11 protein-coding genes are annotated in these 13,362 nt (G+C 63.3%); 6 read left to right on the top strand and 5 right to left on the bottom strand.

Annotated elements, in window-relative coordinates:
* Nucleotides 1-3 precede the first annotated feature (3 nt).
* The 4 genes from ACYG9Z_RS19805 to ACYG9Z_RS19820 are packed head-to-tail and all read right to left on the bottom strand — an operon-like array spanning nucleotide 4 to nucleotide 2,715.
* Nucleotides 4-666: an HAD family hydrolase gene (locus tag ACYG9Z_RS19805; RefSeq protein WP_023751796.1), complete on the bottom strand. Its 663-nt coding sequence runs from the start codon at nucleotides 664-666 to the stop codon at nucleotides 4-6.
* The gene (locus ACYG9Z_RS19810; RefSeq protein ID WP_023751797.1) at nucleotides 663-1,946 is read right to left on the bottom strand and encodes a Tm-1-like ATP-binding domain-containing protein; all 1,284 of its coding nucleotides are present in this window, start codon (nucleotides 1,944-1,946) and stop codon (nucleotides 663-665) included. The genes ACYG9Z_RS19805 and ACYG9Z_RS19810 overlap by 4 nt, the downstream gene beginning before the upstream one ends.
* Nucleotides 1,946-2,137: a hypothetical protein gene (locus ACYG9Z_RS19815; RefSeq protein WP_460222839.1), complete on the bottom strand. Its 192-nt coding sequence runs from the start codon at nucleotides 2,135-2,137 to the stop codon at nucleotides 1,946-1,948. Before ACYG9Z_RS19815 ends, ACYG9Z_RS19810 begins: the two co-directional genes overlap by 1 nt.
* A complete protein-coding gene (locus ACYG9Z_RS19820) occupies nucleotides 2,134-2,715 on the bottom strand; it encodes an IclR family transcriptional regulator (RefSeq protein WP_460222840.1) in 582 nt (193 codons plus the stop codon). Before ACYG9Z_RS19820 ends, ACYG9Z_RS19815 begins: the two co-directional genes overlap by 4 nt.
* 166 nt (nucleotides 2,716-2,881) lie before the next feature.
* Here ACYG9Z_RS19820 and ACYG9Z_RS19825 point away from each other — a divergent pair, with 166 nt between their 5' ends.
* From ACYG9Z_RS19825 to ACYG9Z_RS19835, 3 genes are all read left to right on the top strand, one after another.
* Complete coding sequence (locus ACYG9Z_RS19825) at nucleotides 2,882-4,330, top strand: APC family permease (RefSeq protein WP_023751798.1); 1,449 nt, start codon at nucleotides 2,882-2,884, stop codon at nucleotides 4,328-4,330.
* Between the two features lie 64 nt (nucleotides 4,331-4,394).
* Nucleotides 4,395-5,588: a cytochrome P450 gene (locus ACYG9Z_RS19830; protein ID WP_023751799.1), complete on the top strand. Its 1,194-nt coding sequence runs from the start codon at nucleotides 4,395-4,397 to the stop codon at nucleotides 5,586-5,588.
* Nucleotides 5,585-7,072 carry an aldehyde dehydrogenase gene (locus ACYG9Z_RS19835; RefSeq protein WP_023751800.1) on the top strand — a complete coding sequence of 496 codons (1,488 nt, stop codon included), beginning with the start codon at nucleotides 5,585-5,587 and terminating at the stop codon, nucleotides 7,070-7,072. The genes ACYG9Z_RS19830 and ACYG9Z_RS19835 overlap by 4 nt, the downstream gene beginning before the upstream one ends.
* Nucleotides 7,073-7,247: 175 nt before the next feature.
* Here ACYG9Z_RS19835 and ACYG9Z_RS19840 read toward each other — a convergent pair whose 3' ends face one another.
* Nucleotides 7,248-9,536 carry a mechanosensitive ion channel family protein gene (locus ACYG9Z_RS19840; RefSeq protein ID WP_245259883.1) on the bottom strand — a complete coding sequence of 763 codons (2,289 nt, stop codon included), beginning with the start codon at nucleotides 9,534-9,536 and terminating at the stop codon, nucleotides 7,248-7,250.
* Nucleotides 9,537-9,818: 282 nt separating this feature from the next.
* Between ACYG9Z_RS19840 and ACYG9Z_RS19845 the strand changes: the two genes are divergently transcribed.
* The 3 genes from ACYG9Z_RS19845 (at nucleotide 9,819) to ACYG9Z_RS19855 (ending at nucleotide 13,334) form a co-directional block, all read left to right on the top strand.
* On the top strand, nucleotides 9,819-10,421 hold the full coding sequence (locus ACYG9Z_RS19845; RefSeq protein WP_023751802.1) for an ANTAR domain-containing response regulator: 603 nt from the start codon (nucleotides 9,819-9,821) through the stop codon (nucleotides 10,419-10,421).
* A gap of 2 nt (nucleotides 10,422-10,423) precedes the next feature.
* The gene (locus ACYG9Z_RS19850) at nucleotides 10,424-11,662 is read left to right on the top strand and encodes a CmpA/NrtA family ABC transporter substrate-binding protein (RefSeq protein ID WP_031244061.1); all 1,239 of its coding nucleotides are present in this window, start codon (nucleotides 10,424-10,426) and stop codon (nucleotides 11,660-11,662) included.
* A 343-nt stretch (nucleotides 11,663-12,005) separates the two neighbouring features.
* Nucleotides 12,006-13,334, top strand: coding sequence for a CmpA/NrtA family ABC transporter substrate-binding protein (locus tag ACYG9Z_RS19855; RefSeq protein WP_023704740.1), 1,329 nt, complete (start codon nucleotides 12,006-12,008; stop codon nucleotides 13,332-13,334).
* Nucleotides 13,335-13,362: the final 28 nt, after the last annotated feature.

Raw genomic sequence — 13,362 nt, forward strand, 5'->3', positions numbered from 1 at the left:
GTCTCAGGAGATGAGGTCGAAATGGCCGAGGGCCTCGGCATAGGAAAGTGCCGGCCGCGCGACGTCGAAATGAACGGTGCGCATGCCGGCGGCACGGCCGCCATCGACATTGCGCTGCTGGTCGTCAACGAACACACAGGCGCGGGCAGGCAGGCCAAGCGCCTCGGTCACCAAGGCATAGGCGCGCGGATCGGGCTTGAGGATGCGGGTATAGGTGGCGTCGACGATGGTGTCGAACAGCTCGAGCAGCGGCAGCCGCTGACGGAAGCCGGCGCCATAGAACAGATCTAGCTCGTTGGACAGGATCGCCAGGCGAAATCCCGCCGCATGCACGGTCCGGATGGCGCGGACGGCTTCGGGCCGCACGATCTTTTCCGGCTCGGCTCCGCGTGCGCGCTGGACGAATGTCTCCATTGCCTCCCAGTCCTCGCCGACGAGCCGGCCGACTTCGCTGGTGCGGGTGCGCCAATAATCGCGCTCGCTGATCTCGTCGGCCTGCATGGAGCGCCACAGCGAATCTGAATCCGGGTCGAACGGCCCGTGCCATTGCAGCGTTCCCGGCGCGAGGCCGAGCGCCTGTTCGGTCAAGGCATGGGTCTCGAAAAGGGTCCGGGTGACGACGCCGCCGAAATCGAGGACGAGCGCCTGGGCAGGAACAGCGCTCACGCAGCCACTCCCTTGGCCGGCATGCCGCGCGGGATGATGCCTTCCTCGACCCAGCGGTCGAAGATTTCGAGCGCCTTGCCGACGAACTCGTCACTGTTGATGTGGGCGTCGATCTCGTGGAACTCGACGCCGGCGGGAATGGCCTTGCGCATCTCATCGGTGAACGCCGCGAGGGCTTCGGGTTCGTACAGCGGCTCGCCCTGCGCATCCCATTCCTGGATGCCGCCGGAGGGCAGGATGAAAGCGGAGCGCCCCTTCGACGCGCCGATCTTGGCGGCGATGGTCCTGGCGACTTCACGGCGGTCGTCGGCATCGACGGTGATCGAGGCGATCAACCTGTTATGAGCATGGAATGGCCGCTGCGCGAACTTTGTCGGCAGCGCCTGCCAGGTCGGCAAGTCGACCATGTCCACGGCGCCAGGGGCTGCGATCTGCGGAATGCCGCGGGCGCCGGCATTCTCGAGCCGGTCGGCGCCGGAGCTGACGACCGAACCGGCAAGATGATTGGTGATCTCCTGCAGGCTGAAGTCGAACACCGCGCAGAAATGGTCCTGACTGGCGATCGATTCGAAGGCCCGGCCCCCCATCCCGGTGGTGTGAAAGACTGCGACGTCATAGCCGCGCTGCTCCAACGCCGGCTTCAGCGTCTTCATATAGCGCAGGCAACTGCTGCCCAGCGAAGTCATGCCGATGGTCGGTCCGACCGCCGGGGCCGAAGCACGGGATGCAAGCACGATCCTCGCCGCACCGACGACCGCGCCGCAGGCCTGGGAAAGGACCAGCTTGCAGATGGTGTTGAGGCCGTAGAGCCCGCCTGCCCACAGGATCATCATCAGGTCGGGCGCGACACGCTCGGGCGGAATGAGGTGCGAGTAGGCGATGGTCGAGACGACGAATTTCGGCACGCCGAGCGGCAGGCACAGCGCGACATCGAGCGCCAAATCGGTTCCCATCGAACCACCGATGGCGATGAAGGCGTCGATCTCGCCGCGCTGGTGAAGCTGGCGCACCAGCTGAACGGCGCCGACGGCCATCAATGTCATGGCGGTGTTTTCATCGCCGCTCGAGACGATTTCGGCCATCGTCACGCCAGCGGCCCGCGCAACGGCATGCTTGTCGTGATCGGGACTATAGGCGGGGTCGCCCAGCACGCTGACATCCATCATCACGGCGCGGCCACTGGATGCCTCGATACACGCTTTCATGAACAGCAGTTCGTCGGTCTTGGTATCGCCCGTGCCGATGACCAGGATGCGGGGCGTCGCCATATCTGCAGACATCAGGCCTGCCTCCTCAGGGTTTGCAGGTTTTCGCCATTGAGGCGCATCGAAATCTCCCGTGCTGCGGTCACAACCGCAAGCCCTCGTTCCACGATCGTAGCCGGTGTCGTCCTGGCCTTCGGGGCTGCCACCGCAATTGTCCCCAGCGCAAGACCATCGGCGGCGCGGATTGCAGCCGCGACGCCGATCACGCCGTCCTCATGGCCCTGGTCGCAGATCGAATAGCCGGGTCGCGCGCCTCGCCGATCGACTTTGAAATGGCGGCCGGCTCGACGAGGGTATGATCGGTGAAGGCCTCAAGCGAACCTGTCAGGCATGCTTTCACGGTCGCGTTGTCGGCGAAGGCGAGATAGGCGATGCCGGAGGCGGTGGAATGCAGCGGCAGAAGCTGGCCGACATCGATGTTCACCCGGTTTGCCCAGCTTGAATGCTCGACATGGACGGTGATCAGCCTGTCGACGCCGAATTCCGACAGATGCACCGTCTCGGTTGTCGAACCCGCCAAATCCTGCGCCACGGGAATTGCCGTTGGCAGGAACGGGAAGCAGGCTTCGCGGATACGCGCCAGCCGCGACAGGCCGGCGCCGAGGCGATAGTGCCGCGTGCCGGCATCCTGCTCGACGAAGCCATGGCCGCCCAGCGCCGTCAGCAGCCGCCGCGTCGTCGCCTTGTCCAAGGCGCACCGCCGCGCGAGATCGGAAAGTCCGAGCTCAGGCTCGTCCGCCGTGAACAGCTCCAGAAGTGAAATCGCCTTGCCGACCGTACCCATCCAGCCTCCCGCTCGGATAGAAACTTAATGTGTGAATTAACTTGACAGGCATCCGCATTCTTTGCAAGTCTATATTCAAAATAAGGGTTCAAATAATGAACCGATGGCATTCAGGGAGCAGGCCGAGCGGCCGCGAACCCACGGGTTCGTAAAACTGGAGGGACAAATGTCAGCAGTTTCGGAACAGGCGCCCGCCAACAGGCTGCGCAAGAACAGTCTTGGCGTCGGCGCTATCACCTTCATGGTGATTTCGGCGGCGGCGCCGCTCACCGCGGTCGCCGGCGGCACGCCGCTCGGCATGCTTATGGGCAATGGGGCGGGCTTTGCCGGAACCTATCTTATCGTGACCGTGTTGCTGCTGCTGTTTGCGGTCGGCTACGTCGCCATGTCGCGCCATGTCGGCAATGCCGGCGCCTTCTATGCCTATGCCGCGCGCGGGCTCGGCGGTTTTGCCGGCGGCGCAACCGCAATCATCGCGATCCTGTCCTACAACGCCATGCAGATCGGGGTCATGGGCCTGCTGGGGGCCGCGACCGCCGGCCTGTTCGCCGGCTGGGGCATCGACCTGCCCTGGTGGGTGTGGAGCTTCATCGCCGTCGCCATCGTCGCGGTGTTGGGCTACCGCCAGGTCGACCTGTCGGCCAAGATCCTGACGGTGCTGGTGCTGTGCGAATACATCGTTGTGCTGGTGCTAGACCTCGCCATCCTCAAGACCGGTGGCGACAGTGGTCTCTCGGCGGCGCCGTTCAGCTGGAGCCAGATCGTCAGCGGCTCGCCCGCCATCGCCATCCTGTTCTGTTTCGCCGCCTTCATCGGTTTCGAGGCGACGACGATCTACGCCGAGGAAGCCCGCGACCCCAAGGTGACCATTCCGCGCGCCACCTATTTCTCCGTGCTGCTGATCGGCGTCTTCTACATGGTCACGGCCTGGCTGATGGCGGTCGGCGCCGGCGTCGACAAATTGTTGCCCGCACTGCAGGCGCTTCAGGATCCGACGACTTTCCTGTTCGGCCTGTCCGACCGCTACGCCGGAACCATGCTGTCGCACGCCATGGGCATCCTGTTCGTGTCGAGCCTGTTTGCCGGCGTGCTGGCGTTCCACAACGCGGTTGCCCGCTACATCTACGTCTCGGGCCGCGAGAAGCTGTTGCCTGAAGCGATCGGCGTGACGCATTCAGTGCACCAGAGCCCGCATGTCGCTTCCGTCATCCAGAGCGTGTTGGCAGCGATCGTCATCGGACTGTTCGCGGTGCTCGGCCTCGATCCGGTTCTGGCGCTGTTTTCCTGGCTGACCAATGTCGCGACGCTGGGAGTCATCGTCATGATGGCGGTGGCCTCGCTCGCCGTGGTGATGTACTTCCGCGCCAACCCGTCGACGCAGGAGAATGCGCTGAAGACCACCATCCTGCCTGGGCTGGCCTTCATCGCTTTCGTCGTCATCATCTACCTGATCGTCATTAATTTCGGTGGCCTGTCCGGGGCCGGTGGCTTCCTTGGCGTGTTGCTGCCGGGGCTGGTGCTGATTGCCGCGGTGGTCGGCCTGCTGCTTGCCGGTGCGTTGAAGAGCCGGGATCCGGTTGCCTTCGAAAATCTCGGCGTGCCGCTGAAGGACTAGGACAAAGGACAAGGGGGTAGCGCGTTCGGCGCCGCCCCTTTCCATCGCAAAGGGAGTAACGGCGTTGAGCTTTGCCGAGAGCATCACCGTTGAGGCGCTGGAAGCCGATCCGTATCCGATCTATGCGGAACTGCGGCGCAGTGCGCCTGTCGCTTTCGTGCCGGCGGTCAATCTCTGGTTCGTCACCCGCTGGAAGGACGTCGAGACCGTCGCAAAGTCACCCGACATCTTCTCCGCCGTCGTCGGTACGTCTCCGGTCGAACGCTCGTTCGGCAAGCCGACCATCCTGACCACCGACGGCGAAACGCATAGACAGCTGCGCCAAGGCGTCGATCCGAAATACCGGCCGCGCACCGTCGCCGCCTATGCCGGCGATCTCGTACGGTCGATTGCCGAACCTTTTCTCGACCGGATCGCCGAACAAGGCTCCGCCGAGCTGATGGCGGATTATTTCGAGCCGGTGTCGACGCTCAGCCTGGCGCGCTCGCTTGGCCTTGCCGACATCGACATGCCGACGCTGCGCCGCTGGTTCTATGGCCTTGCGCAGGGCGCCATCAATTTCGAGAACGACCCGAAGCGGCAAGAGATCGCCGACGCGATCAGCGCCGAGGTCGGCGCAGCCATCCGGCCGACTCTGGATAGACTGGCGCGCGCACCCGACGACTCGGCGCTGTCGCATATGCTGCATGACGGCATGCCGGAAGGCACGACGCGGCCGATCGATTTCTTGATGCCAAGCATCAAGGTCATCCTGCTTGGCGGCATGCAGGAGCCCGGACATGGTGCCGGTTCGATCCTCGCCGGCCTGCTTGCGCATCCCGAACAATTGCGGCAGGTGCTCGCCGATCCCGAGACCTTTGTGCCCAGGGCTGTCGATGAAGGCTTGCGCTGGGTGGCGCCGATCGGCACCCAGACGCGGCAGACGACGCGGGCGGTCGAGCTTGGCGGCGTAACGATCCCTGTCGGCGCCGCGGTCGCTGCACTTGTCTCCTCGGCAAGCCGCGACGAGAGCCGCTTTGCCGATCCAGACCGCTTCGACATCAACCGCAGGGAAGGCAATCATGCCGCCTTCGGCTTTGGTCATCATTTCTGTTCGGGCCGGTTTTTCGCGCGCGAGCAGATGTGCCTTGCATTAAGGCTGCTGCTCCTGCGCTTCCCCGATCTCAGCTTGGTGCCAGGCAAGGTGCCGGTGTTTCGCGGCTGGGAATTCCGAGCGCCAACCACGTTGTATGTTTCCCTGGGAGTCCGCCACCAATGATCAGCCAGAATGCCATCGACGCGCTGCGCAAGACGGAGATCGGCGAGCGGGGCTTGTTTATCGACGGCGTACAGGCCGTAGCGACGAGCGGCGCGACGCTGGCGGTGATTTCGCCGATCGACGGCCGCCCTTTTGCCAGCATCGCTGACGGCAATGCCGCTGACATCGATCGCGCGGTCCGATCGGCGCGAAAAGCATTCGAGAAGGGTTCATGGTCGCGCGCCGCCCCTGCCTTTCGCAAGAAGGTGCTGACGAAATTTGCCGAGCTGATCGAAAAACATGTCGATCAGCTGGCCGTGCTTGGCGTGCGCGACAACGGCACCGAGATCGGCATGGCCTACAAGGCCGAGCCGCTGTCGGCGGCCGGCACCATCCGCTACTACGCCGAGGCGATCGACAAGGTCTATGGCGAGATCGCGCCGACGGCCGACAATGTGCTCGGGCTGATCCACAGGGAGCCACTCGGTGTCGTCGGCGTCATCGTGCCGTGGAACTTCCCGCTGATGATCGGTGCCTGGAAGATTGCGCCCGCACTGGCCACCGGCAACAGCGTCGTCGTCAAGCCGCCGGAGATCGCCTCGCTGACCTTGCTGCGGCTGGCCGAACTCGCAAGCGAGGCTGGACTTCCCGAAGGCGTGTTCAACGTCGTTACCGGTCATGGTGCTGTCGCCGGCGAAGCGCTTGGCCTCCATATGGATGTCGACGCCATCGCCTTTACCGGATCGGGGCCGGTCGGCCGGCGGCTGCTCGAATACTCCGCCCGTTCCAATTTGAAGCGGGTCTTCCTCGAGCTTGGCGGCAAGTCGCCCAACATCGTCTTTGCCGACGCTCCGGACCTGAAGCAGGCGGCGGTCGTCTCGGCTAACGGCATCTTTCGCAATTCAGGCCAGGTCTGCGTGGCGGGCTCGCGTCTGCTCGTCCAGTCGTCGGTCTATGATCTTTTCATGGACGAACTTGTCTCGGCAACCACGCGGCTCAAGGTCGGCGACCCGCTCGATCTCGCCAGCGATATCGGTGCGGTATCGAGCGCCGAACAGCTGGACAAGAATCTCGGCTTCGTCGCCATGGCGCAAGCCGAAGGCGCCCGTCTCGTCGCCGGTGGCGAACGGATACTGACCGAGACCGGCGGCAGCTACATGGCGCCGACGATCTTCGAGAACGTGACGCAAGAGATGCAGTTGGCGCGCGAGGAGGTGTTCGGACCGGTGCTCGGCGTGATGCGCTTCGAGACCGAGGAGGAGGCGGTGCATCTGGCCAACTCCACTGTCTACGGACTTGCCTCGGCGGTGTGGACCGCCAATCTTTCCACGGCCCATCGCATGGTGCGCGCCATCAACGCCGGTGTCGTCCACGTCAACACCTATGGCGGAGCCGATATCACCGTGCCGCTTGGCGGCGTCAAACAGTCCGGTTTCGGCCGTGACAAGTCGCTGCATGCGCTGGAGAAATTTGTCGACCTCAAGACCGCCTGGATTGCGCTCTGAGCCTCGCGGAAAGGCCAGCATATCTGCTCTTTTCGTCAAGCTTGGCCTCAGAACGCCACGCTGGTGCTGGTTGGCGGCGATCAGGTCGTCGCTATCGGCAGCTCGACTAGCGTGGTGTCGCGGGTCCAGGCTTTGCGCGGAAAGCCGTGTTGCGACCGGCGGGTATCACAGCGTCCTACTCCGTTGTGCCGGCTTTTTTTCTGCGCCGATTGGTGTGCGACTGGGCGACGGCCATTCGTAATTCAGGTGTGACCTCCAAACGCGCATTCTCTGTCCCATGCGGGTCTTGCAGCCCCTGGACGTGGACGGTCGGGAATGGGAGCTCGATGCCCTGCTCCTTGAAGGCCTGGCGGAGGCGCAAAAAGAACCTGCCTTTCATGCTGAAGGCGCCTCCAGGTCTGGTCGTGACCTTGACCCTCAAGACGATGCCGTACTCGCCGAACTCCTGCACCCCCTGCATCTTGATCGGTTCGATCACCCAGTGTTTGAACTCCGGATCTTCCGCCAGTTCCAGGCCAATTCGCTTGATCAGTTTGCGAGCAAAGTCGATATCGGTGTCATAGCCAACGGTGATGTTGAATTTGTCGGTGACCCAGTCACGGCTCTGGTTCTGCACGGCGCCGAGTTCACCGAAAGGTATCGTGAACAGCGGACCACGATGGTGGCGCAGCTTCACCGAGCGCAGCGAAAAGCTCTCCACCGTACCCCTGTAGCTGCCCGATGAAATGTATTCGCCGACACGGAAAGCATCGTCGAGCAGATAAAACACGCCAGAAATCACGTCCTTGACGATGGTTTGCGCGCCAAAACCCACGGCGACGCCGACGACGCCGGCGCCGGCGATCAGCGGGCCGATCTGGATGCCGATCGAAGCGAGCATCATCAGCACCGCCATCACGATGATCACTGCTAGCAGAATGTTCTGGATGATCGGCAACAGCGTGTGCAGCCGCGCCTGATGCGGATCGAGGGTGAGGATGTCTTCTTCGCTCACCACCGCTTGCGGTATCGCGACGCCCAGCTTTCGTTCGATCAAGGCTTTGATGATCGACCAGCCGAAATCGGCAGCAAGGGCAATGACCACGACGTTGATCAAGCCGCGCAATATGAGCATGGTGGTCGTATCGCTGCCGCGCATGGATTGCATGTCCAGGCCCAGTACGCGTGCGAGAAGGTAAGCCGCCGCGAGGATGAAAATCATCCGGATACCGCGATCGATGACAGCGATCGTCACCGCCGGGATCGTCGGCCGGCCGGCATCTTCCGAACCGGGCCGCAGGACGAAATTAACCCCGCGCTCTGTCAGCACAATTGCCAAAGGCAGGAAGAATGCGGTGAAGGTAAACCAGAAGAATGTGTAGAGGCCGGCAATGCGTTCGAGGAACAGAACGACGAAATAAGCCGTCAACAACCATGTCACTGCCGTGTGACCGCTGTGGCGCGCGCCGTCTCGCTGCGTTCTTGGCCGACGCCAAATGGCCAGCAGGAAGAGCAACAGCAGGATGAAATCGGCGCCGACGGACAGGACCATCATTCCGTCCTGGTCTATGCCGAGACCCGGCAAGAGGACAAACGCGGCGGCGAAGAAGGCGAAAACGCCGACGATCCGGGGCAGCCAATAAGCCCAATGGTCAGCAGCTCCGTTGGTGATCGGCAGGGCACGAACCTCGATGGCGTGCTCGACCTCCATGAAAGAAGGGACGAGCGTGGCCATCACGTATAGGCGCACAGCCCACGTAAAGACCGCAGCCATCAGAAATGTCAGCACAATCTCGCGGATGAGCGCTGGCCAGTCGAACAGCATGAACGCACCGGCGCTGCCCAGCGCGAACGAGCCGATCATCATGCTGGAATAAAGCGTGCGGCCGCCGATCTTCTTGGCCCGCCCGATGGGCGTATCTCTGGGTTGCGCGATGATCCAAAGACGAAATGGACGGGTGAGCTTGTATATTGCCCAGGTGAGCGCCAGGCCGGCAGCGATAAAGATCGCAATCAGCACCAATATGCTGACGGGGCCCTTGCTGGACATATCGTCCATGGTATTGGCCCGGACGCGCGCGAACTGGTCCGGCAGCGAAGGCAAGGTTCGCACGATCTTTTCGATGTGATGCTTGATCCGATCGAGCGTCGAGGATGCCATAGTATTCATCTGGCCCGGTGCGGCCACGGCGTCGGCCGGCGGAGCGCTAGTCTCGGCAGGCGCTTCCGTCGATCCTGCGCCCTGATTTCGTTGCTCGGCCACCCAGGCCTTCACCGACGGATCGTCGAGAAGCTCGAACAGCTGTTTGACCTTGTCGGGCGTGACGGCGGCCGGTGCCTGGGCCTGTGCCGGACCAGCCAACAGGAGGGCGATGCCAAGGACGAGTGGCCCGGCTATCAGGACGAACATCGCCGTCAGGTTCCCGGGACGCCGTGCTGGGCGCGCCGGCTCCCTGGCCCCCAATCGTCGTTTCATGAGCAGCATCGTGCGGTAACCTTCCGGTCAGATCGGCGAGCAAGGACAGCTATGTCCGTCGTTGCCCCCACCTTTAACAAGCCGATGTTGCGGTGCAAGTCTCATCGCACCTAGACCGTTGGGTAGGGCACCAGGCGACCGGCAAGGCTGTCGTCACCAGTGCCAGCGTTGCGCTGCATTCCTTGTCCCGACCACCTAGACCGGGTCGTTGTCGGTCGTCGGTTGCTCCGCGGCGGGAGCCTGTGACCATGCCGCATTGCACAATTTTGCGACCTTGCCCACAATGCACGCATGGTCCGCAGCTCACTCGCCGTCCTGGTCATCGACGAAAACCGTATCCGCGCCGCGATCATCGAGGCAGGTTTGCGCGAGGCCGGCCATGAGCGGGTCACCGTCATCCACGACGTGACCGGCATTGCGCGGCGCATCGCCGAGATCGAGCCGGACGTCATCGTCATCGACCTGGAAAACCCGAACCGCGACATGCTGGAAAACATGTTCCAGCTGTCGCGTGCGGTGAAGCGGCCGATCGCCATGTTCGTCGACCGATCGGACCAGGCATCGATCGAAGCGGCGGTCGATGCCGGCGTTTCGGCCTATGTCGTCGACGGCCTCAGGCAAGAGCGCGTCAAGCCGATCCTGGACATGGCGGTCAGCCGCTTCAACGCTTTCTCGCGCATGGCGCGCGAACTGGAAGAGGTTCGAGGGGAGCTTGAGAGCCGCAAGGTGATCGACCGTGCCAAGGGCATCCTGATGAGGTCGCGCGGCCTGACCGAAGAGGCCGCCTACACGCTGCTGCGCAAGACGGCGATGAACCAGAACCGCAAGATCGGCGACATTGCCCAGAGCCTGGTGACTGCCGCCGGGCTGCTCGGGCCGTCGGAGGACGAATGAGCATGAGCGCCGAGCACCAGATCACCGCCGGCTTCATGCCGCTCTTCGACAGTGCCGTGCTGGTTGCGGCGGGTGAGCTTGGATTTGCCGCACGCGAGGGCATCGATCTCACACTGCACCGCGAGACCTCATGGGCCAACATCCGCGACCGCATCGCCATCGGCCATTTCCACCTGGCGCACATGCTGGGGCCGATGCCGCTCGCCTGCAATCTCGGGCTGACGCCGCTTGCTTCCGAGACCATCGTGCCGTTTTCGCTCGGGCTTGGCGGCAATTGCATCACCATCTCCAACGCCGTCTGGGAAGGCATGGCGGCACACGGCGCCATACCCGATCTTGAGCCCGCGCGCGCTGGCGCAGCCCTCGGTGCCTTCATTCGCGACCGCGCCGGGGCTGGCGGCGATCCGCTGCGCTTTGCCGTGGTGCACCCGCATTCGGGGCATAATTACGAACTGCGCTACTGGCTTGCCGGGTGCGGCATCGATCCGGAGCGCGAGATCGAGATCGTCATCGTGCCACCGCCCTTCATGGCCGATGCGCTGGTCGCCGGGCGGATCGACGGCTACTGCGTGGGCGAGCCCTGGAACAGCGCCTCGGTCGCCGCCGGCACCGGCCATATCGTCACCGTCAAGGCGCTGCTGTGGCGCAACAGTCCGGAGAAGGTGATCGGCGTGTGCAAGGCCTGGTCGCAGGAGAACCCGGTCGCGCTGGCAGCATTGCTGCGCGCGCTGCATCATTCGGCGCGCTGGTGCCAGGATCGGGGCAACCACGCCGAACTGGCTGGTGTGATGGCTCAAGCTGGCTTCCTGGGCCTACCACCAGCTGTCCAGATGCCGATCCTGACCGGCCATCTTGAACTGGGCGGCGGCGCCGAACTGGATGTCGACGACTTCTTCCTGCCCTTCGACAAGGCGGCGAACTTTCCGTGGAAGAGCCATGCGCTGTGGTTCTATACGCAGATGGTGCGCTGGGGGCATGTCGAGCACACGCCGGAAAACCTTGCTATCGCCCGTGACTGCTACCGTCCCGACCTCTACCGCTCGGCGCTAAAGCCGCTTGGCGTTGCACTTCCCGGCGCCAATGCGAAGGTCGAGGGCGCGCTTAAGGTCGCCACGGCTGTCGGTGCGACCGGGGCAGGCCTGGTGCTTGGGCCGGACGGCTTCTTCGACGGTCAGACCTTCGACCCCGACGAGATCGACGGCTATATAGCGCGCCAGAAAGCGGCTCGCGCGAAAGCCTGATCATTCTCGCGCCATTCTTGTGCATTGCACAAAAAATGTGCGTGCGATTGCTGTAATGAACAATCTTTGACCTGCTGGCGATGTCGCCTCGCGTGCCGGCGTCTGGCGCGTAATGTTGATTTCATTTAGGTTTTTCGTTTCACTCAGAACTGGCACGGTTCCTGCTTTGAATTAGCCAGGCCCTTCGCGGGTCACGGAACAGGCGTCCAATGGCGGGCGCCACAGGCAAAGCTGCCGCTCAGGTCAACGACGCGATCCCGGATGTACGGACGCGCGAGGCCTGGACGGCGGCTTTTTTGTTTTGGCCACTCGACGAAGCCCTCGCGTTCAACCGGAGATCACGATGAAAGAAAAAATAGGGAAATGGATCGGGACGGGAACATCGCTCAAGGATGTGACGCGCCGCGATTTTCTTGTCAGCAGCGCCATGACGGCCGGCCTGTTCGTGGCGGCCCGCAAGCTCTTCCCCTCGGGCGCCTATGCCGCCACGACCGCTCCGGAGGTCACCGGCGCCAAGCTCGGCTTCATCGCGCTGACCGACGCGGCGCCGCTGATGATCGCCAAGGAGAAGGGGCTGTTCGCCAAGTTCGGCATGCCCGATGTCGAGGTGCTCAAGCAGGCCTCCTGGGGCGCGACGCGCGACAATCTGATGCTCGGCGGCGAAGCCAACGGCATCGACGGCGCTCACATCCTGACGCCGCTGCCCTATCTCATGCACACCGGCAAGGTGACGCAGAACAACCAGCCGATGCCGATGGCTATCGTGGCGCGGCTCAACTACGACTGCCAGGGCATTTCGGTTGCGCAGGAATACGCCGGCACCGGTGTCGGCCTCGACGCCTCCAAGCTGAAGGACGCCTTCGCCGCCAAGAAGGCGGCCGGCAAGGAAATCAAGGCCGCCATGACGTTCCCGGGCGGCACGCATGATTTGTGGCTGCGCTATTGGCTGGCCGCCGGCGGCATCGATCCCGACAAGGACGTCTCGACCATCGTCGTGCCGCCGCCGCAGATGGTCGCCAACATGAAAGTCGGCAACATGGACGTGTTCTGCGTTGGCGAACCGTGGAACGAACAGCTCGTCCACCAGGGCGTTGGTTTCACCGCCGCCACCACCGGCGAACTGTGGAAGGGTCATCCCGAAAAGGCGCTCGGCCTCCGCGCCGAATTCATCGACAAATACCCGAACGCCACCAAGGCGATCGTGATGGCCGTCATGGAGGCCCAGCAATGGTGTGAGGCCACGGAGAACAAGGACGAGATGGCCGCCATCATCGGCAAGCGGCAATGGATGAACGTGCCTGTCGCCGACATTATCGGCCGCCTCAAGGGCGACATCAACTACGGCAATGGCCGCGTGGCCACCGGCACTGACCTCTACATGAAATTCTGGAAGGGTGGCGTCTCCTATCCCTACAAGAGCCACGACAGCTGGTTCCTCGCCGAAAACATCCGTTGGGGAAAATTCGCGCCGACCACCGACATCAAGACGCTGGTCGATCAGGTCAATCGCGAGGATATCTGGCGCGAGGCGGCGAAGGATCTCGGCGTTGCCGCAGCCGATATTCCGGCCTCGTCGTCGCGCGGCGTCGAGACCTTCTTCGACGGCAAGATTTTCGACCCGGCCAACCCGTCGGCCTATCTCGACAGCCTGAAGATCAAGGCATCGGCTTGACCAGCGCAAACGGCGCGTTCCGCCGTTT

Source organism: Mesorhizobium sp. RSR380A (assembly GCF_054719385.1).

What these genes read in the sequence shown, in the direction of transcription:
- ACYG9Z_RS19855 (WP_023704740.1), top strand. Translation starts at nt 12,006, where the DNA reads ATGAAAGAAAAAATAGGGAAATGGATCGGGACGGGAACATCGCTCAAG.
- ACYG9Z_RS19840 (WP_245259883.1), bottom strand. Translation starts at nt 9,536, where the DNA reads ATGCTGCTCATGAAACGACGATTGGGGGCCAGGGAGCCGGCGCGCCCA.
- ACYG9Z_RS19825 (WP_023751798.1), top strand. Translation starts at nt 2,882, where the DNA reads ATGTCAGCAGTTTCGGAACAGGCGCCCGCCAACAGGCTGCGCAAGAAC.
- ACYG9Z_RS19845 (WP_023751802.1), top strand. Translation starts at nt 9,819, where the DNA reads ATGGTCCGCAGCTCACTCGCCGTCCTGGTCATCGACGAAAACCGTATC.
- ACYG9Z_RS19850 (WP_031244061.1), top strand. Translation starts at nt 10,424, where the DNA reads ATGAGCGCCGAGCACCAGATCACCGCCGGCTTCATGCCGCTCTTCGAC.
- ACYG9Z_RS19835 (WP_023751800.1), top strand. Translation starts at nt 5,585, where the DNA reads ATGATCAGCCAGAATGCCATCGACGCGCTGCGCAAGACGGAGATCGGC.
- ACYG9Z_RS19810 (WP_023751797.1), bottom strand. Translation starts at nt 1,946, where the DNA reads ATGTCTGCAGATATGGCGACGCCCCGCATCCTGGTCATCGGCACGGGC.
- ACYG9Z_RS19820 (WP_460222840.1), bottom strand. Translation starts at nt 2,715, where the DNA reads ATGGGTACGGTCGGCAAGGCGATTTCACTTCTGGAGCTGTTCACGGCG.